This window comes from Chitinophaga polysaccharea (assembly GCF_902150045.1).
GTDB classification, from domain to species: Bacteria; Bacteroidota; Bacteroidia; order Chitinophagales; family Chitinophagaceae; genus Chitinophaga; species Chitinophaga polysaccharea_A.
Genome location: NZ_CABFVU010000002.1, coordinates 1,199,311 through 1,223,761, shown reverse-complemented (window position 1 = coordinate 1,223,761; position 24,451 = coordinate 1,199,311). Strand labels below are relative to the sequence as shown.

At 48.2% G+C, this 24,451-nt stretch carries 17 protein-coding genes; 2 read left to right on the top strand and 15 right to left on the bottom strand.

Annotation, left to right across the window (positions count from 1 at the left end):
- The first annotated feature begins 29 nt into the window (after positions 1 to 29).
- Together FN124_RS19720 and FN124_RS19715 are read left to right on the top strand one after the other, a co-directional pair.
- Positions 30 to 1,199 carry an alkene reductase gene (locus FN124_RS19720; protein WP_312847233.1) on the top strand — a complete coding sequence of 390 codons (1,170 nt, stop codon included), beginning with the start codon at positions 30 to 32 and terminating at the stop codon, positions 1,197 to 1,199.
- Positions 1,189 to 2,283, top strand: a complete 1,095-nt coding sequence (locus FN124_RS19715) for an alkene reductase (RefSeq protein WP_142686469.1) — start codon at positions 1,189 to 1,191, stop codon at positions 2,281 to 2,283. Before FN124_RS19720 ends, FN124_RS19715 begins: the two co-directional genes overlap by 11 nt.
- A gap of 116 nt (positions 2,284 to 2,399) precedes the next feature.
- On the opposite strand, the gene FN124_RS30930 is transcribed toward FN124_RS19715, so the two are convergent.
- The 15 genes from FN124_RS30930 to FN124_RS19645 all read right to left on the bottom strand — a co-directional run bounded on the left by FN124_RS30930 (position 2,400) and on the right by FN124_RS19645 (position 24,238).
- Entirely contained in the window at positions 2,400 to 2,543 is a 144-nt protein-coding gene (locus tag FN124_RS30930; RefSeq protein ID WP_185937273.1) for a hypothetical protein, read from the bottom strand.
- A 73-nt stretch (positions 2,544 to 2,616) separates the two neighbouring features.
- Positions 2,617 to 4,137, bottom strand: coding sequence for a right-handed parallel beta-helix repeat-containing protein (locus tag FN124_RS19710; protein ID WP_260607522.1), 1,521 nt, complete (start codon positions 4,135 to 4,137; stop codon positions 2,617 to 2,619).
- Between the two features lie 69 nt (positions 4,138 to 4,206).
- Positions 4,207 to 5,508 (bottom strand): IPT/TIG domain-containing protein, encoded by a 1,302-nt coding sequence (locus FN124_RS19705; RefSeq protein ID WP_142686467.1) that lies wholly within the window; start codon positions 5,506 to 5,508, stop codon positions 4,207 to 4,209.
- A gap of 29 nt (positions 5,509 to 5,537) precedes the next feature.
- Entirely contained in the window at positions 5,538 to 7,373 is a 1,836-nt protein-coding gene (locus FN124_RS19700; protein ID WP_142686466.1) for a RagB/SusD family nutrient uptake outer membrane protein, read from the bottom strand.
- Between the two features lie 24 nt (positions 7,374 to 7,397).
- Entirely contained in the window at positions 7,398 to 10,829 is a 3,432-nt protein-coding gene (locus tag FN124_RS19695) for a TonB-dependent receptor (RefSeq protein ID WP_142686465.1), read from the bottom strand.
- A 133-nt stretch (positions 10,830 to 10,962) separates the two neighbouring features.
- Positions 10,963 to 12,090 (bottom strand): FecR family protein, encoded by a 1,128-nt coding sequence (locus tag FN124_RS19690; protein ID WP_142686464.1) that lies wholly within the window; start codon positions 12,088 to 12,090, stop codon positions 10,963 to 10,965.
- 17 nt (positions 12,091 to 12,107) lie between these two features.
- Positions 12,108 to 12,650, bottom strand: coding sequence for an RNA polymerase sigma factor (locus tag FN124_RS19685; protein WP_142686463.1), 543 nt, complete (start codon positions 12,648 to 12,650; stop codon positions 12,108 to 12,110).
- 291 nt (positions 12,651 to 12,941) lie between these two features.
- Positions 12,942 to 14,051 carry an acyltransferase family protein gene (locus tag FN124_RS19680; RefSeq protein WP_142686462.1) on the bottom strand — a complete coding sequence of 370 codons (1,110 nt, stop codon included), beginning with the start codon at positions 14,049 to 14,051 and terminating at the stop codon, positions 12,942 to 12,944.
- 29 nt (positions 14,052 to 14,080) lie between these two features.
- Positions 14,081 to 14,950 (bottom strand): PKD domain-containing protein, encoded by an 870-nt coding sequence (locus tag FN124_RS19675; RefSeq protein ID WP_142686461.1) that lies wholly within the window; start codon positions 14,948 to 14,950, stop codon positions 14,081 to 14,083.
- A 12-nt stretch (positions 14,951 to 14,962) separates the two neighbouring features.
- A complete protein-coding gene (locus FN124_RS19670) occupies positions 14,963 to 16,480 on the bottom strand; it encodes a RagB/SusD family nutrient uptake outer membrane protein (protein ID WP_142686460.1) in 1,518 nt (505 codons plus the stop codon).
- A gap of 10 nt (positions 16,481 to 16,490) precedes the next feature.
- A complete protein-coding gene (locus tag FN124_RS19665) occupies positions 16,491 to 19,724 on the bottom strand; it encodes a TonB-dependent receptor (protein ID WP_142686459.1) in 3,234 nt (1,077 codons plus the stop codon).
- A gap of 205 nt (positions 19,725 to 19,929) precedes the next feature.
- Positions 19,930 to 21,054 (bottom strand): FecR family protein, encoded by a 1,125-nt coding sequence (locus tag FN124_RS19660; RefSeq protein WP_142686458.1) that lies wholly within the window; start codon positions 21,052 to 21,054, stop codon positions 19,930 to 19,932.
- 332 nt (positions 21,055 to 21,386) lie between these two features.
- The gene (locus tag FN124_RS19655) at positions 21,387 to 21,947 is read right to left on the bottom strand and encodes an RNA polymerase sigma factor (RefSeq protein ID WP_185937272.1); all 561 of its coding nucleotides are present in this window, start codon (positions 21,945 to 21,947) and stop codon (positions 21,387 to 21,389) included.
- A gap of 270 nt (positions 21,948 to 22,217) precedes the next feature.
- Positions 22,218 to 22,832, bottom strand: coding sequence for a peptide chain release factor H (prfH, locus tag FN124_RS19650; protein ID WP_142686456.1), 615 nt, complete (start codon positions 22,830 to 22,832; stop codon positions 22,218 to 22,220).
- A 5-nt stretch (positions 22,833 to 22,837) separates the two neighbouring features.
- Entirely contained in the window at positions 22,838 to 24,238 is a 1,401-nt protein-coding gene (locus tag FN124_RS19645) for an RtcB family protein (RefSeq protein WP_142686455.1), read from the bottom strand.
- Between the last annotated feature and the right edge of the window lie 213 nt (positions 24,239 to 24,451).

Genomic DNA, 24,451 nt, shown 5'->3' with positions numbered 1-24,451 from the left:
TATGATACAAAGGTATAAGTTAAATAATTATGATAATAATACTTTTTAAGGGAATTTTGCTTTATCAAAATGCGAAAACAATGCTTTTTACAGATTATAAACTAGGCGGGCTTCACTTGAAAAACAGGATAGTAATGCCGCCGATGACCAGGTCCAGGGCCGCCCGTGGCGATGTAGCCACTTCACAGATGGCCGAATATTACAGTCAGCGGACCGGCGCCGGGTTGCTGATATCAGAAGGCACACAAATCAGCCGGCAGGGCCAGGGATATGCCTGGACGCCGGGTATATACACCCAGGACCAGATAACCGGCTGGAAACAGGTAACGGATGCGGTGCATGCCAATAACGGGCTCATCTTCGCACAACTATGGCATGTAGGCCGGGTATCGCATATTTCCATCCAGGAAAACGGGGCTGCCCCGGTGGCGCCTTCCGCTATCCTCGCAGAAGGCGTGAAAGTATTTGCCGATCCGGCAGGCAAAGGGCCTGAAGCCGGGGCCGGAGAAATGGTGCAGCACTCTATGCCCCGCGAGCTAACAAAGCCTGAAATCAAAGCTATCATCAATGAGTTTGCGCAGGCGGCTAAAAATGCTATTGCCGCCGGCTTTGACGGTGTGGAGTTGCATGGCGCCAACGGTTACCTGATTGAGCAGTTTATCGACTCACAAACCAATCATCGTACAGATGAATATGGCGGTTCCCTGGAAAACCGTTTGCGGTTTCTGAAAGAAGTGGCAACTGCTGTAGCCAATGCCATCGGGAAAGACCGTGTAGGCGTGCGGCAGGCGCCTTTAACTACGCTGATGGGCGCCATGGACGACCACCCGGAAGAAACCTACATTGCCGCTGCAAAAGTGCTGAACGATATTGGCATTGCGTATATCCACATTGCTGAAGCCGATTGGGACAATGCCCCGGTGATGCCGGTGGCATTCAAGGAAGCGTACAGGAAAGCTTTCACGGGTACGCTCATCTACGCCGGTAAATATACTGTTGCCAGGGCCGGGGAAGCATTACAGAAAGGATGGGCAGATCTTATTGCCTTTGGCCGTCCATTCATTGCCAACCCGGACCTTCCCTACCGGCTGCAGCACCAGCTGCCATTAAATGAGCCCGACAGATCTACATTCTTTGGTGGCGGCGCAGCAGGTTACACAGATTATCCTACCATTAAAAAAACAGCAGATGTTATTTGAACCATATACCGGCAAAAGCCTGGCATTAAAGAACAGGATCGTGATGGCGCCTATGACGCGCGCCAGGAACCCCAACGGGATTCCCAATGAAATGAATGCGCTGTACTATCGTCAACGTACCAACGCAGGGCTCATTGTCACGGAAGGCACTTCCATCTCCCCTACGGCATCGGGTGTATTACATATTCCCGGGTTATTCGCGCCGGAGCAGGTGGAAGGCTGGAAACTGGTTACCAGCGCCGCTCATGCGGCAGGCAGCAAAATATTCACACAGTTATGGCATGTGGGTCGCGTATCACATACCAGCAATCAACCCGGTGGTATTGCACCGGTAGGCGCATCAAGCATCCAGGCAGCCAACTCGCATGCATGGGGTTATGATGAAAACGGCCGGGAAGCATTTGTAACCTGCTCCGTTCCGGTAGCATTAACTACAGAAGGTGTAAAGGCAGTGGTACAGGATTTTGCCAATGCCGCCGCCAATGCGGTGAAAGCAGGCTTCGACGGTGTAGAGCTGCATGGCGCCAACGGCTATCTCATTGAGCAGTTCCTGAATCCTTTTGTGAATAACCGTACAGATGAATATGGCGGCAGCATTATTAACCGCAGCCGCTTCCTGCTCGAAGCCATCGATGCGTGTATTGCCAACATCGGCGCAGAGAAAACCGCGATCCGTCTTACTCCCTATGGCGGCCTGCATGAAATGCCGCACTACGACGAACTGGAAGCTACTTATCAATATCTTGCCACTGAACTCGGCAAGCGGAACATCGCTTACATCCATATCATGGATCAGCAATCAAGAGGGAGCTTTGCCTTACCGGAAGGCTTCATGGCCCGGTTCAGGAAACAATTCAATGGTGTGATCATCCTGGCAGGTGGTATGAACCGGGAAAAAGCGGAGCAGTATTTAAATACCGGCATCATCGACCTGGCTGCATGGGGAGAACCATTTATAGCCAATCCTGATCTTACTGAACGACTGAAAAACAACTGGCCATTGAATCCACCCGACCGGGCATTACACTATGGAGGGGCTGCGCACGGGTATACCGATTACCCGGCGTATGAGGCGGCACTTTGAATATGAGGAAGCATTAGGGTACCGTGATGCTCTTCAAAGAAGTAAAACACTGAACCCGCCTGTGACAGCGGGTTCAATTCAACTAAAACAAACTTTAGCCATTGGGTATCCGGCTATTAGCATACCCAAAAAGTTTCTCCGCAGGAAATAAACTGCGTAGTTGGCAGCGAGCGGTCTTTGCCTTTTTCCGGTGGTGCTTTGCTAAGACTGGCCACGGTAATTTTTGTGAGCTTCAGCTTTGAAGTGATTTTCTTTTTCATATTGATACAGATTTAGGTTACTTCAATCTACGATTAGAATCTGTTATCATCAATCACGTAAAAAGGGGATTTATCATTGCTGTGCTCCTTTACTGATCTTATTATTTACGATACGTGCATTACCGTCAATATCAACACTCCCGTTCACTGCCTCAGAAATAACTATCCCCGTATTACGGGCAGGTGAGCTGGCAGCAATATGCAGGTCTGGCACAGTGGTACTGATGAGTAACGGATCGGTACCATATACCGAGGCAGCATCTGTACCGGAGGTGGTTTTCCAGGCATTAAAATCAGTAATGATATTTGTGTTGGTACCATTCCAGATCCATTGCGGCGTACCGGTGGTGAAATAAAGATTATTGTCGATGATATTGCCTGATCCGGTATTGGTGTACTTATGTATAAATATATCTACCGGTCTCGCATATACGATATTATTACGGATCACATTATCAAAGCATTGCTCGGTAAGCCGGATCTCTCCCTCTATTTCGCCGAAAGCGCCCGGCTCCCGGTCATTGAACAGGAGCGTATTGTTCACCACGTAGCAATTACGTGTACCGCCCGAAGTATAGCCCAGGTAACCACCCAGATAAATACCCGTACGCCAGCAGTTATACACGAAATTATTCCGTACAATACAGTTACTGGTAGGATAAGCATCATTCTCACTTACAATACCAATGCCGCGGTCGGCCTCATGAATGCGGTTCCTTTCCACGGTAATGTTCCTTGCACCATCCACGTAAATAGCAATGGCGCCGTGACCATGTACGCCGCCCACAGGCCCACGGGTCATATCAATGTTGTACAGTTCATTTTCGCTGATCACACCATTCCTTGCATAGTTAAACGCAGGATTAGTATTAGCCGCGTAACCGCCTGCCGCATCAATACCAATGTTTTCGGTATTGTAAATGGTGTTCCTCCTGATTATAAATCCATCTACATAACCATTGATAGTAAGATTCTCACTGTAACCTGTTTTAGTGTCATGAATGATATTATCTTCCACGAGGATGTTCTTCATCACATCAGCCGTGTTCCCGATAATTTCAATACCATGGCCGCTGCGGCCCTGCGAAGGATCTACATTATGTTCTATGTTATAGATTTTATTTTTCCGGATGATGATATTGCCGGCTCCTGCATCTGCTGTAATCCCATTCACATTGGCGCCTGCCGCGTTGCTTTTTAAGTTGCAGATATCAAATCCCTCCAGCACTACATAGCTGGTGTTACTGATCGTTACCAGTGCTTCCCTGCCGGTAACAATCATTCCTGAGCCGTCAATCACGGCCTTTTCACCGGGATAAGCTTTTAGAGTGATCAGCTTTTCAAGCCGGCCTGAACGTGGGAATACTACCTTTTCCGGGTAGGTACCTGCCCGTACCAACACTGTATCGCCGGGCAGGGCTTTGGCCAGGGCAATGTTAATGCTGCGCACAGGTTTACTGATAGTACCGGCTGCGGAGTTATCTCCGTTTTCTGCCACATAGTAAGTATGTGTTTGTACAACATCAACGGGAGTAACGGTAGTAGATCCTTTACTACAGGCCCCTGCCAGCATAGTGAATAGTAATAAATGCATGTTCCTGTTTAACATCTTAAAAAAATAAACGGCAACAGCAGGAGCTGTCGCCGCAGGTTTACGTATCGGTTATTCAGAAATTATTTTCCTCACCCTGTTATTGTTTTTGTCCAGCACATATACTACACCATTCTTATCCACCGCCACGCCCATTGGCGCATTAAATGAAGCAGCGGCTCCAATGCCATCTGCAAAGCCTGCAGCATTGCTACCGGCATAGGTGATCACGTTCCAGGTATTGGCGGAAATAGCACGGATGCTTTCATCAGCATTAGCGCCATAGCTACCGTTGCCGGCCACATAAATATTACCGGAAAGATCTACTGCCACTCCCCATGGATTGGCAAACCTTGCAGCAGTGCCGGTTCCGTTTACATATCCGGCTACTCCTGTTGATCCTGCTATCACAGTGGGTTCCCAAGTGCCTGCCTTAAAACGGATAATGGTATGACCTGTATTACTGGATACATACAGGTTACCGGCCTTATCGAAGTCCATTCCGCCGGGAGCGGTGATACCGTTAATAATAGCGGTGCTGCTGCCGTTGGCGCTCATTTCAAAAACGCTTCCTCCCCCATTACTGCAATAGTACACCTTGCCGGAAGTTTTATCCACGGCTACATTCCAGGGTTCCTGTACTGTGCCCCCGAGTGTGGTAGTGGTACCATCCGGCGTAATTTTGCGGATGCTCCAGGTACCCGGATCTGCGGCATACACATTGCCTTGTGCATCTAACGCCACACCATATGGTATCTGGAAACGTGCAGCTGGTCCTTTGCCATCGTCGCTGCCGCCATTACCAGGGCTGCCGGCAAGAACGGTAGCATTACCTGCGCTATCTATTTTACGGATACAGGCGTTGCCGGGATCTGCCACATATACGTTCCCGTTATCATCGGCAGCAATGCCCATCATCCGGTACCAGCTTTGCCCGTTGAAGTTAAACAAAGCATCGGCGCCTTTTCCGTTGGCAAAACCTGCAGTCCCGTTACCAGCAAGTGTACTAACCGTTCTGGAAAATACGTAGGTAAACGGCGTACTGCTCGTTACACTGTCCTTTCCTACTTTTACCACCAGGTTACCGGTACCACATTTCTTTGGCACTATTACCATAATCTGTTTCGTATTGGCGTTCACGATAGCACAACGTTTGCCGTTGATGGTAACAGTGATATCCGATGTGTCTGCAGAAAAATTATCACCTGTAATCAATACTTCCGTGGTAGCTCCGCCAGTGGCGGGAATAAAGTCGTTGAGCAGTACGGGCTGCCCGTCTGCATGTTTCAGATCGTCGTCTTTTGAACATCCTGCGAGCAAGACAGATACCAGTAAACAACCTTTCAATATATATGAATTCAGTGGCCTGATCATAGCAGTTAGTTAAAAATTAAATAAAGAAATTACCAGCCGGGGTTTTGTACTAAAGCACGGTCCCTTTCCAGGTCCTGTTGCTGAATAGGGAACATGTACATCTTGTTGTCCCAGTATCTTTTCTGGAACAGGGTACGTGTATAAAAACCGGTGAAAGAAAATCCCTGGTCATTGTCTTTCGCATTCACATTCATACCATAGATCGCCTGGTTCTCCGGCTTGCTCATCAATAACCTGCGGATAAGAGTATAGTACCTGTCGCCTTCGAAGCAGAATTCCACCTGTCTTTCACGGAGGATATACTTCCTCATTTCTTCCTGGTTCCCTACGGCGCCGGGATATACAGTTTCAATACCAGGCAGGCCTGCGCGTGCTCTTACCATGTTAAGGTATTTTACGATATCGGTATTGGCCGGATCATATTCGTTTAATGCTTCCACATAGTCCAGCAGGATCTCTGAGTAACGGATAAGAATATACGGAGAACGGTATGCATCGGTAGACATACTTCGGAGGTTATCATTCGGGCTCAGTAATTTGGAGGGAAGATATCCTGTAATAATATTGCTACCCATTCCCAGCATGCCTGATTTACCGCTGTAGTAAAACTCCTGGCGGCCGGTGCCGTCTTTATTTTTTTCTGAGGAGAAATAGTTCTTATCATCTACAGATACCGCTGCTACCACAGGACGGCGATTGTAGGCAATGTATGCGTAGAACCGCGGCTCACGTTTGGCATACATGTTCCAGTCGCCTTCTTTATTTTCCCAGTAGTGATCGCCATCCTTCGTAGCAAAGCCAGTTTCCACATACCCGGAAGAAGGGTCGGTGATAGCTTTACCATTGTTCATATAAAACGCATCCACTACATTTTGTGTGGCGTTATACAAATTATACCCCGCGGGACCAGGAGAAGAACAAATGGTGTATCCCCAGCGTTGCCAGTTCATGGAGGCGAGGATAATTTCATCATTCCAGGAAGTAAGGAACAGGTCGCGGACTGAGAGAAACGGATCGAAGCTGGTACCGCCGTTGTCGAGATTAGTAAACAGTTTATACTTGTTGGAATCAATAATCGCTTTTGCTGCCTGTGCAGCGATGCGCCACTTATTCACATCATAGCCGGAAGGCGCCAATGCGGTACCGTCCTGGTTTTTGAACGATGCAAAAGCGGGGTTGCCATTCCATAAGGGGCTGGCCGCCCATTGTGCCACTTTTGCTTTTACAGCAAGGCATGCGCCACGGGTAGCCCGACCATTGTTACCAGAAGAGTTCCATACAAAAGGAAGACCAGCCGCGGCGCCATCCATCATATCATTGATAAATTTCACACAGGTATCGAAAGGCGCCCTTGGATATTTATTCATGTCTTCATCCTGGCTTACGGTGTTGGTAAGTTTTACAAACGGACCGTATTGCCTTAACAGCATCCAGTAAAAATAGCCGCGCAGAAAAAGGTTCTCTGCCTTGTATTGTGCCTTCAGTTCGTTACTCAACTGATCCGCCGGCACCTTATCGATGTTCTGTTCAAAGATGAAGGATTTCCGGATGGCGGTATAATATCCGCCCCAGTTATAGTAGTACCAATCGGAGGCGCTCCAGTTACCGCCTACCATATACCTTACAGTGGTACCGGGAATGGAAACGGACAATTCATCTGCCGCACCGATACCGGCATAGTCGCCGCCCGCCTGGCGGGCGCTGTAAATATTACTCAGGTAGGCTTCGGCGTTGGCCCTGGTTTGCCAGATCTGCTCTTCCGTGAGCAGGTTATCAGGTTTTTTATCCAGGTACTTACTGCAGGATACCAATGTAATAGCAGTGATACCGGTGAAAAGAAGTAACAGGTATTTATAGCTGGTCATGACGATGATCTTTTTGGTCGTTGATTAAAACTGCGCCCTTACACCCAGGGTAACTGTTTTCGGGAAAGGATACCTTGAGCCGGAAATGCCCAGTTCAGGATCCCATAGCTTAAACTTCGTGAACGTGAGCATATTGGTAGCCGTTGTGTATACCTGCAGATTGCTGATCCCTTTGCGTTTCATATCCGGCGTAATAAAAGAGTAGCTGAAAGTAGCCTGTTTCAGGCGCATAAAGCTGCCGTCGCGTATCCACCAGCTACTGTTTAAATAATTATTGTCGTTGATGTTGGCTATGGTGAGCCGTGGATAATGTACATCCTGGCTGGGGTTTTCTGTTGTCCAGCGGTTCATCATATCTTCCAGTACGCTGGCGGTATACTGGCCCATACCAGCGAAGGGTACTACGCCTACTCCATCTGCGCCGGCGCCATTGCCGGTAACGCCTATACCATTCGCCATAATACCCACATCTGCCACACCTGCAAAAACAGCAGAAAGCTCAAATCTCTTATAACCGATATTAAAACCGTAACCGTATGACCAGGTAGGGAAACTTGATTTACCCAGATAGGTTTGATCATTACCATCTACTTTACCGTCATTATTCAGATCAGCGTATTTCACATCACCCGGATGCACTACCCTGAACTGCTGCGGGCTTTTCTCTACATCATCCTGGCTGGTGAAAAGGCCGAGGCTCTGATAGCCTTTGAATTCGCCGTATTTATGCCCTTCCTGCTGGGCATAAGCATATAAGGCAATGGGATTATCAGCATAGATGATCTTGTTTTTTGCATAGGTAACGTTACCGAATACACGAATAGAAACATCCCTCCCGATATGGTCGGTATATTCTATACTACCATCTACTCCTTTATTCACCATTTCGCCGATATTACCATAAATCCTGCTGCCGCCATATCCCGCAACCGGTGAAATAGACTGCCTTTCTACAAGAATGGCGCTTCTCTTATCCTGGAATCCATCTACGACGATATTCAGTTTATTTAAAACTCCTATCTCCAGGCCAATGTCTGCTTTCGCTGATTTCTCCCAGGTAAGGTTCTGAGTACCGATTACATCAGCATTAATACCTCCATAATAAGAAGGTGTGCCGGAGCTGCCAAAAGATACGCCGCTCGCACCGTTATAATAGGTAAGATAACCGAAGCGGTTCTGGTCGATCTGATCATTTCCTGTCATGCCATAAGATCCGCGGATTTTCAGAAGACTTATTACTTTTGTATATGGCAGGAAGAAATTTTCTTTAGAGATCACCCAACCAACGGAACCTGCCGGGAAGTACCCCCATCTTTTTCCCCGGTCAAAGTTCTCTGAACCGGTAGCGCCCATATTTGCTTCCGCGAGGTATTTATCCATATAAGAATACGTAACCCTTGCCGCAGCGCTCTGGTTGCGGTAAGGAATGGCGCCTTTTACATCTCCTGCGGAGCCCACCAGGCGATTCCGGATACTACCTACCAGTAGTCCGCCAAAGTTATGTTTACCGAAGTTGTGATCGTAAGTGAGATTGCCTTCCAGGTACATCATACGTTCACCGGTAGATGAAGCTTCATAACCAAGATAGGTGTTTCCGGTCCTGGTTTGGTTGTATACCAGGTTACCATTTTCATCTCTTCCGGGTGCATAGAACAGGTCATTTACACCTTTCCTGCTGTTATCAAATTCGCTGTAGGTATCAAAAGAAAAACGGGCATTCGCGCTTAATCCTTCAGTAATTACATCCAGCTTCTGATTAAGCGATAATACAGATTGGATGGAAGGTCTGAACTCTGTGGAATAGCCGGAATTCTGTACAAGGTTAAACGGGTTGGAACCGCCGTTGTTTACCGGGCCGGCCCATTTACCATCGGGGTAGGAAACAGGGAAGGATATAGGATTGGTAGCGTAGGTGGAATACCATATAGCTCCTGCCGAATTGCCCGGGTAACGGGTATTTACCAGCATGGAAGCCAGGTTAAGGGAAAGTAAGGTTGTTTTGGTGACGTTCAGATCTACATTGCTCCTGAAATCATATCTTTTAAAATTGAGATTGGGATTATAACTGATGTCTCTTACATTATATTGTCCGTCCTGGTTATAAAAAGACATAGACACATAATAGCGCATAGCTTCTCCGCCACCACTTACATTCACATTGGCATTTGTCATGGATGCCCAGTCTTTATAAATGGTATTGATCCAGTTTACATTGGGATAGATATACGGATCAAGGCCGCTGGCCGTTTTACGGATCAGCTCATCAGAATATACTGGTTCTTCACCGGCGTTGGCACGGGCTTCATTGTACAATTTCATATAGTTCACGCCGTCCAGCATTTTGGGCATTTTCGTAAGACCACTGAAACCCGTTTCTGCTTTGGCAGATACTTTGGGTTTACCGGCAATACCCCTGCGGGTGGTGATGATCAATACCCCATTGGCTCCTTTGGCTCCATATACGGCAGTAGCAGAGGCATCTTTCAGCAGCGAAATGCTCTGGATGTCTTCCGGGTCAATGTTATTAAAAGCACCGCCGTAAGTACTGTTTACATCTTCCCTCTGCACACCGTCAACAATAATGAGCGGGGAAACGCTTCCTTTAAAAGTACCGATCCCACGGATGGTAAAATTCGGATTATCATAACCAGGTTCGCCACCGCCGCTCTGCATGGAAATCACCCCGGCCACTTTTCCCACCAGTGCATTGGTTAAAGAACGTACCGGCGTTTGCATATCGGCCATGTTTACAGTGGATACGGCGCCGGTTACGGTTACTTTTTTCTGGCTGCCAAAACCAACTACCACTACTTCGTTCAGCTTGTCCACTTTTGCAGTGAGACTCACCTTCAGCGTTTTCTGGTTAACGACCTTTACCTCTTCAGGGTTCATGCCCATCATAGCCACCTTGAGGATATCATCCTTGTTGGCTGCAATGGAAAACACGCCCATTACATCTGTAACAGTTCCTTTTTTACTGTCTTTCACCGTAATGGTAGCGCCGGGCAGGGGATTTCCATCCACATCCATTACCTGCCCGCGAACCAGCCATTCCTCCTGCTTTGCCGCCATCGGCGTTGCGGTGTTTTCCGGTGCATCGGCTTTTTTGTCGAGCACAATCCGATTGCGTTGCAGTACATAGCTGATGTTTTTATCTTTAAAAATAAAAGCCAGCACCTCTTCCAGCTTTGCCTGGCGGAAGTTGAGCGACATTTTCTCCCCATCGTTCAGCAGCTGGTTGCTGTAAACAAGGGTAAGACCTGTTTGTTTTTTAATGGCCCGGAAGATCTGCAGGAGCGTTACCTCATTGCCGGTAACCGTGACGATCGATTGCAGCGAAGGCTCCGGTGTTTGTGCTTTCACGCCGGAAAATGAAGTGCATAAAAGGGCACACAACACCAACATGCGCACAACGTTTCGCATAGCCAGCTTACAGTGGCGTATACTTTTTCTCATTCGGGAATTGTTTACAAGTTAAAATGATGGTACAGCAAATGACAGTAACAAATGCTTTCATCACAACTACATCGTTTTCCTGGAAACGGGTGACAAGGAGTAGTAAAAATATTTTTTGAGGGGAAGGAAAATCTTATTTCAGGGTAATTTCATTACCTGATAAACGATAATCGATATGTGCAGTTGTTTTGAGATCGGAGAGGAAATCTTCCAGCCGGTTGCGGTCCATCAGCCCTGTAACCACCTGGTCAGCCGCTTTGTTTTTATCCAGCACAAAGCGCATCCCGTAAAAGCGGGAGGCAGTGGCGATAAGCGTAGCAAGCGGCATACGATGATAATAATAAATGCCATTGCGCCAGGCCAATACTTCTTCTTCATCAAAGTGACGGGTCACAAATCCTTTACCGGCATCATAATCGGCCTGGATACCGGGTTGCAGCGCCTGGCGCTCGTTCATTTTCCCTTTGGTGATCACCCGGCCTTCCACCAGGGCCGTTTTCACTGTACCGGCCTGGTACGTATTAATATTAAAAGCTGTTCCCAATACCTGTACACTGGTCAATGCGGTATGAACCACGAAGGGTTTTCCCGCGTTGGAGGCCACCTTAAAATAAGCTTCCCCATCTACATATACTTCCCTTTCCGCACGGCCAAAATGGAAAGGAAAACGGAGCCTGGTAGCGGCATTCAGCCATACCTCCGTACCGTCGGACAGTGTTAGTTTATAACTTTCGCCGGCAGGTACATCAAGGGTATTCAATACAGTATCGGCAGAAGTATATTGAAGCGCGCCATTGCTGGTGCTCAGTGTGGCGTTGTTAAGGGCAATGGTTTTGGCGCCGCTGTCTTTAGTCAGCTCTACTTTTTCACCATTGCTCAGCAACAGGCGCACCGGTTGCTTTTGTTGCTGCATGGCTACAGTTGGAGATATCACAGGAGCTGTGCGGGCAAAGAAATAATAGACGCCGCTACCCGCTAATAATAACACAGCAGCAGCTGCCAGCCACTTTTTAAGGTGGGTGACCGGGCGGTGTGCTGCCCTTTCTTCCCTGATCTGCCGGAGGGCAGAAGCTGAATCTATCTGTTGCAGGTACTCGTCTGTATGCAGCGTAATGCTTTCCTGTTCAAGCTGGTTCCACTGCGCCTTGAAGTGGGCATCGTGCAGCAGCATTTCCTGCACATAGGCTTCTTCATCTGCAGAGAGTGCTCCCGACAAACGTTGTAGATATAATTCAAATATTTTCTCCTGTACCTGCTCCATTGTTAACAAATCGGGGACTAATACCCTTTATTAGTAATTGCATGACGTAATACTTTCAATCCCCTTTTCAGGTGGGTTTTGAAAGAATTGATACTGATGCCCATTTCATCCGCCGCTTCCTGGTAACGCTTTCCCTGGATGTATACCATTTGTATAGCCGATCTTTTTTGTACGGCCATATCATTAATGGCAGTGAGTACCTGCTTATAATAATCCGGTGAAACTTCAGTGCTCGTAAAACAGGAATCGTCCTGCAACTGCGTGAAGGCCACTTTATTCTCCAGTTCTGTTCTTTGTTTTTTAAGATGCGTCAGGCAGCGGTTCTTGATGGCCTGATGCAGGTATCCCCTGATATCACCGGTAAAATGAAGGTATAACTTTTTGTCCCAGATGTCGAGGAAAAAAGTTTGTACAAGATCATTTGCTTCGGCTTCATTCCGCAGGAACCAATAAGCATTCAGGCAAAGCAGCTTGTGATACTTTAAAAATAAAGCATCATATGCTGAAGCATCGCCTTCCTTTAAACGTTGTACCAATACTATGTCTGATGAATGACTCATGTAACCGGAACCTTATTGGTAATTATTCATTACAGGTAGCTTAAACACATAATATATCTGTAACACTGTCAGGTGACAGGTTTATTACAGTGATTTTGACCAATGAGAGTGGAAGAGATTTATTTCTTCCATTGTTCACGCTTTGATACTAAAGATTTTGGCGAATTAATTATTAAACCGCAATCAAGGTAAATAATAAAATTGGAAAAATATACGTCCAGCGGTAAAAAAATTAAAAGCCCCGGTAAATGATACCGGAGCTTTTTTTCCATGGGGGTTTCAGTAGATAGCTTATAATTTGAAGAAGATCTTCTTTTTATATAACCAGTAGCATAAGCCCCATTCCAGTGCCAGTACAGCAAAGGCAGATAAGATATCCCGGATGCTTTCAGGGATCCCCGCCAGGGCGGTAAATCCTTTTATAAAGATGCCGGTGGTTGGGTTCACCCATTGGCCACCTACTGTTTCAAAGAAGAGGTAAATAAAAATGGCGTTCATGCCTACCACGGTGGCTATCCAGGCGTAGCGCACATTTTGTTTTACATCTATGAGCCAGTACAGCAGGGCCATTACCAGCATTACCCATCCCCCGGAAGCCAGCGTAAAAGATGCGGTGGCAATCCGTTTGATAATGGGGATAATACCTGCCAGGTCAAGCCCGAAGCCGGTAACAAGCCCAATCACGCCTGCTGTTACCAGGATCTTTATTTTCTGCGCCTTCGGCCGGTCGCTGATCAGTAACTTCCCCGCCAGTGCGCCCCAGATGGTATGCGCGGCAGTGGGTATAAAGTTAATGGTCACCCATCCGTCAGGGTTGATCTTCCCCATCAGCACAGTATCCATAAATGCTCCGAAGTTATGTCCCTGTGTAAAGGGCTCTTCGAAACCGGGCAATAAAACAAACCTGTACATTAAATCGGTTGCCAGCAACAACAACAGGCTCACGCCCAACTGGAAACCAAAGGAACGGCGTATAATAAGGTAGGCGATCAGGGTGGTTACAGACAACTGCGTGAGCACATTCCATAACTCCCATACTAACCTTCCTGCATATACGCAATGGAGGGCAGTACCAAATATAAACAACTTTAAACAACGCAAGGCTATATGCCGGAAATTTTGTGACCAGGTAACGCCCTTTTGTGTCTTATAATACCAGGAGATGAACATGGCTGCACCGGCCATTGTCATAAAGGCTGGCTGCACCAGGTCCCAGGCGCGTAGCCCGTTCCAGGGATGGTGAAAAAACTGCTGTATCAGGCTTCCTCCGATACCCGTAGGGTGCAGGTGTGCTATCGACTCATAGATACGGGCGCTTTCTCCTGCCAGGAGGATCATGATAAGGCCGCGCATCACATCCAGGGAAATCAATCGTTGGCTGACATTGGTGGTTTGGCTCATTGTCCTGTTTGTTGGCTTAAATTAATAATTTATTCCGGCATATTTAATAAAAAAGCGGCAGCGCCTTCATCAGGGATAGTGCCCAGCTGGGTGGACCAGTCACTGGATGTAGCCACCATGCCAAGCCGTATAGCCGCTCCCGTAAAGCCCTTGATTTTTGACCGGTCCAGCTTTCCTTCAAAGCGCACTATGCCACCTGCTTCCGTAATGGTGCCCATAGTGAAAAAGTCGGTGCCCGATTGCTGATCGAAGGTAAAGCCGGTTTGCGGTCCGTTATGGTAATACATAGCCATTGGGATGGGTGCAGTGCTTTGCTTCAGCAACAGCTGTCCTTCCAGCAGTACATCATAGGCCCCACCGGTAAACAGGGCCGTGAGCAAACCTGTAGCAGCGCTGTTATCGCTGTCGATATACATATCGAAAATAGCGCCATCGGATAATTTACCGGTCATCTCTCCATAGAAATAAACATTCTGCCCGTCGTAATCCAGCTTCAGCTTTTTGAAAACGCCACCGGCCGGACCGGCAGTGATCACATTCTGGCTGATAGTATCCCAGTCGGACAGGCTGTTGTCTGTTAGTTTCACCGGCGAGGTTTTGGAAATACGGATCACAGTAGATCCTTCCGCAGTAACCCCTGCGGCGGAAGTGGCATACAACGTAGGCACATATTTACCTTTGCCCTGGTAAACATGCACGGGGCTTTGCTCCGTAGAGCTGGTGCCATCACCAAAGTCCCACTTCCAGGAGGAGGCGCCGGTAGTGGTATTATTAAAGGTAACCTGGTTCCCATCTACCGCAATAGTGTATACTACCAGTGGAGCAGGGTTATTATCGTCTTTTTTACAGGCCGTAGCTGCACAGAGCAGCAACAATATATAGAGCAGTTTCTTTTGCATGATCAGGTGGTTTTAAGGGTTCTGTACACACAGTTTGTTGGTTTCTATTTCATCGATAGGGATGTAATAGATGATCTTCGGATTATCGGGCTGTATCACCATGCCGGCATAACCGGAAGGGTTTACGGCAGGATTGATATCCGATTGCTTCAGCCCCGGCAAATGATAGCCCCAGTAGGTCCTGTTCATCGCCCTTTTATTGCGGTACACATCAAAACTGCGGTGGCCTTCAAAGGCCAGCTCCAGTCTTCTTTCCTTCAATACCACATCCAGCGCGGTTTTACCTGCCGGCAGCTGCTGGTGGTAAAGGGCCCCTGATAACCCGCGGTTGCTGCGTATAATATCCAGGTCGTCCAGTGCGGCTGCCGTTTTACCGGCTTTGGCCGATGCTTCCGCCCTGTTCAGGTACATTTCCGCCAGCCGGAAAAGAATAGGCGAGCTTAAGGTAGGACTTCCACCCTGCCCGGAAAATTTGGAGATATAATAAATGTCGATGCCATTTTTCTGCTGCAATACACCACTACCGTCTTTAAGAGGTATAATATATTTCCAGCGCACATCTTCCGGGTTGGCCGACATGGTATCCCTCAGTGAAGCGGATGCAAATTCCTCGCCCCAGCCGGAGTTACCATTGGAATAGATCATGGAGGCAATAGAGCCAAACTTGCCATAATCGTCTACGGGCGTAAAGGCTACGCAAAAAATGGTTTCCGACCCTGCTGTAGCGTTGGCGAAAAGATCAGGGTAAGTAGCAGCGGTAGTGAGTGAAAAGCGGCCGGATGAAATTACCTGCGAAGCAAAGTAAGCGGTACTGTCGTTGTTGCCTTCATAAAGATATGCCCTGGAAAGCAACGCCCATGCAGCTTCGCGGGAAGCGTACTGAGGGCCCCTGCTTTGCGACATCAGGTCCGCGCCTCTCTTCGCATCAGCAATGATCTGCGCATATACTTCACCTACGGTAGACCGGGCCTTTTGCGCGGGATCACTGGTAGAAGTACGGAGGATCACACCGGGCGCACCAGGGTTTTGCGTATAGGGCATGGCAAATAATTTCACCAGGTTGAAGTGGCTGAAAGCGCGCAGGAAATAGCATTCACCCAGCATCTGCTGCGTAGTGGCGTCGGGGTTACCCTGCTTCTCCACCGCTTCAATAACAGTATTGGCATCGTTGATGATCTTGTAAGAAATATACCAGAAGTAACGCACGTTTGTTTGCGTGGGCGAATGACCCAGCGAGAAGCTATAGAACAGCGGATCTTCTGTTGTTTGCCCGCATACAATATCATCGCTGGCAAAATCCGAGAGCTGGAAATACTGGCGCAGGTACATATTGTTATCATCCCTTGTACCGTTAAACTCCACGTGATCCTTCAACAACGAATATGCGCCATTCACCGCATTCTTCAGTCCTTCAGGAGAACCGGTAATGGTTTCTGTGGTAAGGGCATCACTTGGATTCACATCTTTCATACAACCTGTTTGCCATAACAACACAGGCAATAGTATTAATATAATAATCGCTGATCTCATGACAGGCATTTTAAAATCTGAAATTAATGTTGAACAGGTACTGGCGGTTGTTGGGATATTTAAAGTCCGATACGCCTGGCATCACCTGCGAACCCGGTGTGATGGTGGTTTGCGGGTCCTGCCCCAGGAAATTGGTGAACGTATGCACATTATCTGCAGTAAAACCAACTGTTACACCATCCAGGCGCCACCTGTTCACAAGGGCCTTTGGCAGTTCATAGCTCAGGCTGATATTACGCAATGCCCAGAAGCTGCCGTCTTTCAGGAAGCGTGTAGACGTTTGCGTGCTGTTAGCAGAGTTCTGCGGACTTGGCTCGGTGGCATTATCGCCGGGCTTAGCCCAGGTGCTGCTACCTTTGGGAAGGTTTACCTGGTTGTAGTAAGGTTCATTGCCATCATTCTCCACAAAGCGGAGGTTGTTGCTGTATACCTTGTTGCCCGACAGGAAATAAATATTCACACCCAGGGAAATACCGCTGTAAGTGAAGGTATTGGTCATACCACCCTGGAATTTCGGCAGTGCGGAACCCACTTCCTGGTAGGTAGCGCTGGCATAGTCTGAGGTAGACGACCTGTTGCCGTCTTTATCCACCACTTCCCACAAAGGCGCGCCGGTTTGCTTATCTACCCCCAGCCATTTGGGCATGTAAAATTCATAGAGATTACCACCGTTGCGGTAGATCTGTGAAATGCTCCAGGTAGATTGTGTGTTAATAATATTAGCCGGGAATTTCTGCAGTTTGTTAGTGTTAAAGTTGATATTAAAATCAGTACTCCACCGGAACCTGCGGCTGCGGATATTAACAGAGCTGATACCCAGTTCCACACCGTTATTCACCAGCTCGCCCACGTTCTCCCAGCGTTTCTCAAAGCCTACTGATAAAGGCTGGGACACCTGCAGCAGGAGATTTTTGGTGATGTTGTTGTATACATCCACACTGAGGTCTATGCGCTTAAACAATCCTATATCGATACCGCCGTTCCACTGGTATTTGCTTTCCCAGGTGAGGTCGGGGCTGGGCAGCTGTGATGGCGTTGCCGCTGTTTGCCCGTTGTACTGGTTATCCAATGAAAATAAAGCCAGGTAACGCGATGACCCGATATCCTGGGTACCGGTAACCCCGTAACTGGCGCGGAGTTTCAGGGTGGTGAACACACTGTTGTCTTTCAGAAAATCTTCATTGCTGGCCAGCCATGCCGCGGAAACAGCCGGGAAAGAGGCCCAGCGGTTGGCAGATGGGAAATTGGAAGAGCCATCTACGCGGAAAGATGCAGTGAGAAAATATTTATCCTGGTAACTGTAGTTTACCTGGGAGATGAGCGACTGTATAATCGCTTCATTGATACTGCCATTTACCAGCTGGCTGTTGGATACGATGTTCAGCACTTTTAACCCGGCGGGCAATCCTTTTCCTGAAGCTCCCATCAGTTCAGTATTGCTGCCTTCAAATGCCACGCCTGCAAGACCGCTGATCCGGTGATCGCCCATCCGGAAATCTACTTTCAACAGGTTGTTGGAAATGTAACCATAGTTAAGCGTGCTTAATTCATTGAGAAAACCGGTTCCATGATACTGCCCCGCCACATCCGGTGAATACCAGGTTTTATTTTTATTGTATCCCAGCGAGAGGCGGTTGGTGCTGGTAAATGTAAGCCAGTCGGTGATGCCGATATTAAGCCCCATATCATAATTCACATCAAAGTTTTTATAGGGATGTTCTGAATTATTAATGGTATGGATAGGGTTTACCTTATCGCGCGACCACCATTTAAAGGGGGAGTTGCCATCTACATACAATGCTTTACCGGAGCTGTCGTAAGGATTATCCCAGGGCATGTTCAGGAAGGCATAGTACATATCGTTGTAGTCGTATGTTTTACCAAAGGATCCGCTGAGATTGATGTTGTTGGTTAAGCTGATACGTTTTGTAAAGTGATAGGTAGAATTAGCTCTCAGGTTTACGCGCTGGTAATTGGTATTCATAAAAGTTCCTTTCTCATTGTAATAAGAAAGGCCCAGGTAGTAATCTGATCTTTCTGATCTGCCGCTGGCGGAGATATACACGTTTTGCATGGGCGCACGGCGGAACATATCTGTGAGCCAGTTATAATTCTGATCGCGCAGGGAGAGCGGGCGTTCGTTATAGAACTTCAGCAGGTCTATTTTATAGGAGTTGTTGGTAGCGCCGGGAATGTAATCGCGGTAATATTCTTTCTGCCTTTCGTACAATTCGCTGCCGTTCATCATGTCCATGGTTCCGAAGTCGGGTGTACGGAAGCCGGTAGTTACTTTTGCCTGGAATTGTATTTTACCGGTGGTCGCTCTTTTGGTAGTAATAATGATTACGCCTGCATTGGCCTGTGAACCATACATGGCAGTAGCCCCGGCATCTTTGAGTACGGTCACGCTTTCTATATCGTTAGGATCGTAGTTGCCGCCAATAATACCATCTACCACTACAAGCGGGCTTTGCGAGGCATTTACAGAAGAGATACCGCGCATACGGATTTCCGCTGCTGCGCCGGGAACGCCGGAGCTGCTCACTACCTGCAAACCGGACACTTTGCCCTGCAGCATGGTGCCTACGTCGTTGGTGGTTACATCTTTCAGTTTTGCGGCGTCTACTACGGTAACAGCGCTGGTTAATTCACTTTTCTTTTTATCGGAGTAGCCTACCACCACTACCTGGTCAAGCTGGCTGTTGGCGGTGCGCAGGGTTACCTGCATACCGTTGCTGGCCGGCAGTTCCTGTTTATCGTACCCGGTGAAGGTAACTACCAGTATTTCACCGGGGTTGGCAGATACGGTGAACCGTCCCCCGGCGTTGGTGGCATTCCCCCTGCTGGTGCCCTTTACAATTACCGTAGCACCGGGAAGCAACGTACCATCGGGGCCACGCACTGTACCGGTAATACGGCCAATAGTATCTGCCGGGGGCGGCGGGGGGACCAACTTTGGGCGGATCACAAATACGCCGTTGTTGATGGTAAATGTTACCGGCTGGTGTTGCAGGCATTGCTCGAGTACAGATTGCACGGAGGCGTTGCTTACCTGCAGGGTAACGGGGCTGGTGTTTTTGAGGGTGGATTCGTTATATACGATAGTGGCCCCTGATTGCAGGATTATTTCTGCAAACACTTTCTGTAACGGCATATTTTTCACCGACAGGGTAACCTGTTGGGAAAAACCCCTGGCGCTTACATGCAGGCAGGCAGCGAGGATAAGCCATGTGGTCATTTTCATAACCCGCAAAATTTTGGTTAATAAAAGTCCCTTGGGGAGAAATGGTATCTCCTTAAATTTTAAATGCATACTTTTAATAAGGTTTAGAATTCTTAAATGATCGTCGCTGATCTTACAGGATGCTAAGCTGCTGCCGGGGGTGTGTCACCATCCCCGGCTTTTTTCATTGTTCCATGTGTTACTTCATATGTTCTATTTACAGGTTTTACGGTAATACCACTACTTTATTTCCATCTGTTTTAAAGTGATTAGTTCCGTTTTCTTCCAGAACGCGCAATACGGCTGATAAATTAAGATTCCGGCTGATGCCGCCCCCATACAGTTCTTTGCCGGGTGCAGACTGATATACTATTTCCACATCATACCAGCGGGCTATTTCCCGGAGTATGGTAGGGAGGTCCATATTATTAAACACGAAAAGGCCGTTTTTCCAGGCGGTGATCTTATCAACATCGGCCTCGCGTATTGTGAGCCGGTGGCCTGAAAGTGCCAGTACCGCCTGTTGACCGGGTTGCAGGATCTTATCCTGTACTTTTATTTTTCCATCCACCAGGGTAGCGTTGATGGTGGGCTCATCGGCATAGGCCATCATATCGAAGCGGGTACCCAGCACGGCCACTTCCATTTCACCAGCCTGCACTTTAAATGGCTGTGTGGCATTGGCGGCAATTTCGAAGTAGGCTTGTCCCTGCAGGGTCACCTTTCTTTCTCCTCCGCGGAAAGCGGTGGGATAGCGGAGTGAAGTAGCTGAGTTAAGCCATACCTTGGTACCATCCGGCAGCACCAGCTGGTACCTGCCACCCCGGGGCACAGTAAGGGTATTGTATACTACTGCGCTATTGGCATCGCCGGCCTGGTAAGCCAGTTGTCCTTTTTCTTTTTTTATAACGCTGGCGCCCCCCTGTTTGCCAAGCGCGCCGTTGGCGGCATCATCCAGTGCAATAGTGCTGCCATCGGCCAGTGTGAGCATAGCTTTTTTGTTGGCAGGCGGTTTATCTGTTACGGAGGTATTGTATGCCGTTATATTTTTTTGGGGAGATAAATGCCGGTGCTGCCACACCATTGTCCCGGTTATCGCTACCAGGGCCAGCAGGGCCGCAGCAGCAGCATAACGCCAGAAAGGGAACCTTTTACTTTCAAGTGGCTGCATCACTGGTTTCAACCGGTTGAGCAGCCGTTGTTCCAGCATATTGCGGTCTTCCCCCAGCTCCAGGGGCAGGAGCACTTCGCTGTCGTCGAAGCTGTTGTACCACTCATGGAGCGCTGCTGCTTCTTCGGGGGAAGCATTGCCTTTCAGGTAACGTTGGATCAGGTCTTTCAGGTGCTGCATAATAACAGAGTACAGAAATACTGCTGTTACCCTTAGTGTTTTTTATATTTTTTTTCAGTCTACCGCTAAATTACCATCCTGGCGAAAAATGGAAAAACCAATCCGCTGGTTTTGCCGCTTTTTGCCGGATTTCGTTGCATTGGTGTATTTTTTTTGGGGCTAAGAGCATGCACAGTGCAGTAGGAGTGCATCAGGAGTGTATTAGGGGTGTATGAGAAGAGCATTAGGACTATATAAGGACTATATGGGGTGCACGACACATAAACGACTCCTAGGTATCCGAGAAGTATCTGTACTCCCATTCATGCCTTAACCGGACAATATCGATTTTTTCAGAGGAAGAAAGAGAGATAGGGATATACGTCTTTTAGGCGGACACGCAGGTGCTTGAGCGCTTTTGTAAGATGGGCTTCCACTGTTTTTTCCGACAGTTGCAGGGCGGTGGCAATTTCCTTGTTGCTGTATTGGTCGCGGCGGCTATAAAGGAATACGAGGCGGCATTTTTCCGGCAGTGTGGCTATTTCCAGTCCAAGCCGCTCCTGCAGGCGGCAATAATCCAGGTGATCCATATCCGGTGCCTGTATCATTTGCTGTGCTACATCGGGCGTATCGAGGGGATGATCCGGTAGTAAACGGCTGATTTGCCGGAACACGGCATAACGGGTAGCAGTAGCAAGATAACCGGAGAGGTGACGGATATCCAGTTCGGCTTTCCGGGCCCATAAACTGGCCAGTACTTCCTGCACCACATCTTCAGCGGCAGTACGGCTACGTAAACGGTTATACGCAATAGCGTACAGTTTCTCCCAGTAACGATGAAATATTTCGGTATAGGCAGATTCATCGGATTGCCTTAGTCTTTGTAATAGCGCTATGTCACTTAGTTCCTCCACGTGTGGTAAATGGTTGATATGCGGTGTGTGCTATAAAAATAAGTAAAAAGAAGCGGAATTTGTCTTGGAACACTGATTACACTGATTTCATTGATTCTATTTTTAAGTTTTTGTAAAAACCAGGGAAATGCGCGCAGGTAAATTCGCTTATATTTTCCTTTTTACAGAAATTCAAAAGAATAGAATCAATGAAATCATCAAAATCAGTGTAATCAGTGTTCCAAGACAAACTCCGCGTGATCGCCGAAGGCGATGAAAGCACCCTTCTTCTTACAGCCGCTCCCTGATCACTTTCACCGCATCTCCTCTTTCCAGTTCATTATGCTCCTGCCAGCGTTGCTGCTGTTGTTTTACCAGCTCGCCGGTTTGCCATGCGAGGAACTTTGCTTCCAGCCGTTCCAGGCATAGTTGCTTGTTCTGTAATTGGGAACGGCTATCCATTGCCAGCACCTGTAAGCCGCTGGGACGGTGGGTACCACGAACAGCCGTTTCCACTTTATTCACATGTTGTCCGCCCGGACCGGCTGCACGACAGGTTTCCAGCGTTACGTCCTTCGGATCCCACTGCACCTGTTTTCTGATATCAAAAACCGCTACGCCTACAAACCAGTTTTTGCGCTTGTGGAATTTACGGTAAGGGCTTTGCGCAATCCACTGAATGGTACCTTCCCATGGCTGACAAAACGCCGCCACATTTTTTCCTTTAAGCAGCAGGGTAGCAGAAAGCAGGGTACCATTAAGATCTCCTTTTACATTTTCCAGTACCTGTATGCTGATGCCGGCCGCGCGGCCTTCCCTGATCATTATTTCCTGCACCTTTGCCACTACCCTGCTGCATTCCGCAGGGCCGCGGCCGGAGGTGATCTGTACTATCATTTGTTCCATAACTGTTAGTCTTTATTCATTCTTACAATAGCAGGCATAAACCTTCCTTGTACATCTACTAATTCCTGCTGTGCGCTGATCACATTTTCAATGTCTTTATACGCCAGCGGGTTCTCTTCCACGCTGCCGCCGATGAGGGTTACCCCTGCTGCGGCAAGCATTTTTTTCATCCCGGACACGGTCATGTTCTCTTTCGCCCTTTTACGGCTCATGGCCCGCCCAGCGCCATGTGAGGCGGAGTACAAGGCGTTATCCACGCCTTTACCCATCACCAGGTAAGCGGCGGTGCACATGCTGCCGGGAATGATGCCCATTTCACCGGCGTGAGCCGGGGTAGCGCCTTTGCGGTGAATGATCACCCGTTGTCCATTTGCCAGGGTATCTTCCCAGGCAAAGTTGTGATGATTCTCCACTTTCGCAAGCGGCTGCAATCCCAGCGCCTTTGCAAGATTGAGATGGATGCGGTCGTGACATGCCTTTGCATAATCGCCGGCCAGGTTCATAGAGAACCAGTACTCCTGTCCTGCTTCACTGTTAAGATCCAGCCAGGCCAGCTGCTGCGCCGATTTTGGCAGCTTGCAGGTATCCATGGCAATGCGGGTATAATGCTGCGCAATGTTTGCCCCCAGCCCACGGCTGCCTGAATGTGATAACAGGGCCAGGTATTTTTTGGGCGGTAGCTGCAGCGCATTGTCTTCTTTCAATTCAATCATACCAAATTCCACGAAGTGATTGCCGCTACCGGAAGACCCCAGCTGCCTGGCAGCCTTTGCCTGCAGTTTCCGCAACAGTTCTGTCGCCTGGAATGCGGCGCTGTCCAGCACTTCATGTTCCTGTGGCAATTCCAGCCCGCCTTCCATTCCAAAGTGAGTGTGCGCTTTCAACGCTACTTTTACCTGGTGTGAAAAACGTTTCAGAAAACTTTCTCCTTCATCAAAAATGGTAAGCGCCATACGGCAGCCAATATCCACTCCCACTGCAAAAGGCAGTACGGCATTATTGGTGGCCAGCACTCCGCCTATAGGCAAACCATAACCGGTATGTGCATCGGGCATAAGCGCGCCTTGTACGGTAACCGGTAAAGACATAGCCGTTTCCATTTGTTGTTTGGCAGAGCGCTCTATTTCTTTAGCGCCATATATTTTCAGCTGCCCTGTTTCTTCCAGCAGGCTGTACGACTGAAAATTGCATTCCACCGGTTCGTCCATAAAAGTATCGGCTATTTTCCCCAGTACTTCGTGTGAACGGTAAGCAGCAGGATCCGCTTTGATGGCGGTTAACATGCTCATGATATCTGCTTTGGCCGTGTGTTTGAAATGTTTTGAAATAATGTTGATGACAAGGCTTCTTGCCTGGTCATTTGTATAACCTATTTTACTAAGTTCTTTTGTTTTTATATTGCCCATAAAAGCTAATGTATTTGCAGCATGCAACCCTTACGGGCACAGCGCTGCCGGGACTGACCAAAAAGTAAAATAAAAGCGCTGCTGATCGCGTAACCGCGGCCCGCTTCCAGCTTCTTAGCCAGCCTGGATATTGAATTATAATTATGTGTAAATTTTGTTCCGTACAGGAACATCACTTCCGCCGGAGGTGGCAGATAAAGCAAACAACGTCAC

Bases quoted from the DNA above. Each gene is read 5' to 3' on its own strand.
- FN124_RS19690 (WP_142686464.1), bottom strand. From the start codon at position 12,090: ATGGAGCAGGTACAGGAGAAAATATTTGAATTATATCTACAACGTTTG.
- prfH (WP_142686456.1), bottom strand. From the start codon at position 22,832: ATGGAACAAATGATAGTACAGATCACCTCCGGCCGCGGCCCTGCGGAA.
- FN124_RS19665 (WP_142686459.1), bottom strand. From the start codon at position 19,724: ATGAAAATGACCACATGGCTTATCCTCGCTGCCTGCCTGCATGTAAGC.
- FN124_RS19705 (WP_142686467.1), bottom strand. From the start codon at position 5,508: ATGATCAGGCCACTGAATTCATATATATTGAAAGGTTGTTTACTGGTA.
- FN124_RS30930 (WP_185937273.1), bottom strand. From the start codon at position 2,543: ATGAAAAAGAAAATCACTTCAAAGCTGAAGCTCACAAAAATTACCGTG.
- FN124_RS19680 (WP_142686462.1), bottom strand. From the start codon at position 14,051: ATGAGCCAAACCACCAATGTCAGCCAACGATTGATTTCCCTGGATGTG.
- FN124_RS19720 (WP_312847233.1), top strand. From the start codon at position 30: ATGATAATAATACTTTTTAAGGGAATTTTGCTTTATCAAAATGCGAAA.
- FN124_RS19645 (WP_142686455.1), bottom strand. From the start codon at position 24,238: ATGGGCAATATAAAAACAAAAGAACTTAGTAAAATAGGTTATACAAAT.
- FN124_RS19685 (WP_142686463.1), bottom strand. From the start codon at position 12,650: ATGAGTCATTCATCAGACATAGTATTGGTACAACGTTTAAAGGAAGGC.
- FN124_RS19695 (WP_142686465.1), bottom strand. From the start codon at position 10,829: ATGAGAAAAAGTATACGCCACTGTAAGCTGGCTATGCGAAACGTTGTG.
- FN124_RS19715 (WP_142686469.1), top strand. From the start codon at position 1,189: ATGTTATTTGAACCATATACCGGCAAAAGCCTGGCATTAAAGAACAGG.
- FN124_RS19675 (WP_142686461.1), bottom strand. From the start codon at position 14,950: ATGCAAAAGAAACTGCTCTATATATTGTTGCTGCTCTGTGCAGCTACG.
- FN124_RS19670 (WP_142686460.1), bottom strand. From the start codon at position 16,480: ATGAGATCAGCGATTATTATATTAATACTATTGCCTGTGTTGTTATGG.
- FN124_RS19660 (WP_142686458.1), bottom strand. From the start codon at position 21,054: ATGCAGCACCTGAAAGACCTGATCCAACGTTACCTGAAAGGCAATGCT.
- FN124_RS19710 (WP_260607522.1), bottom strand. From the start codon at position 4,137: ATGCATTTATTACTATTCACTATGCTGGCAGGGGCCTGTAGTAAAGGA.
- FN124_RS19700 (WP_142686466.1), bottom strand. From the start codon at position 7,373: ATGACCAGCTATAAATACCTGTTACTTCTTTTCACCGGTATCACTGCT.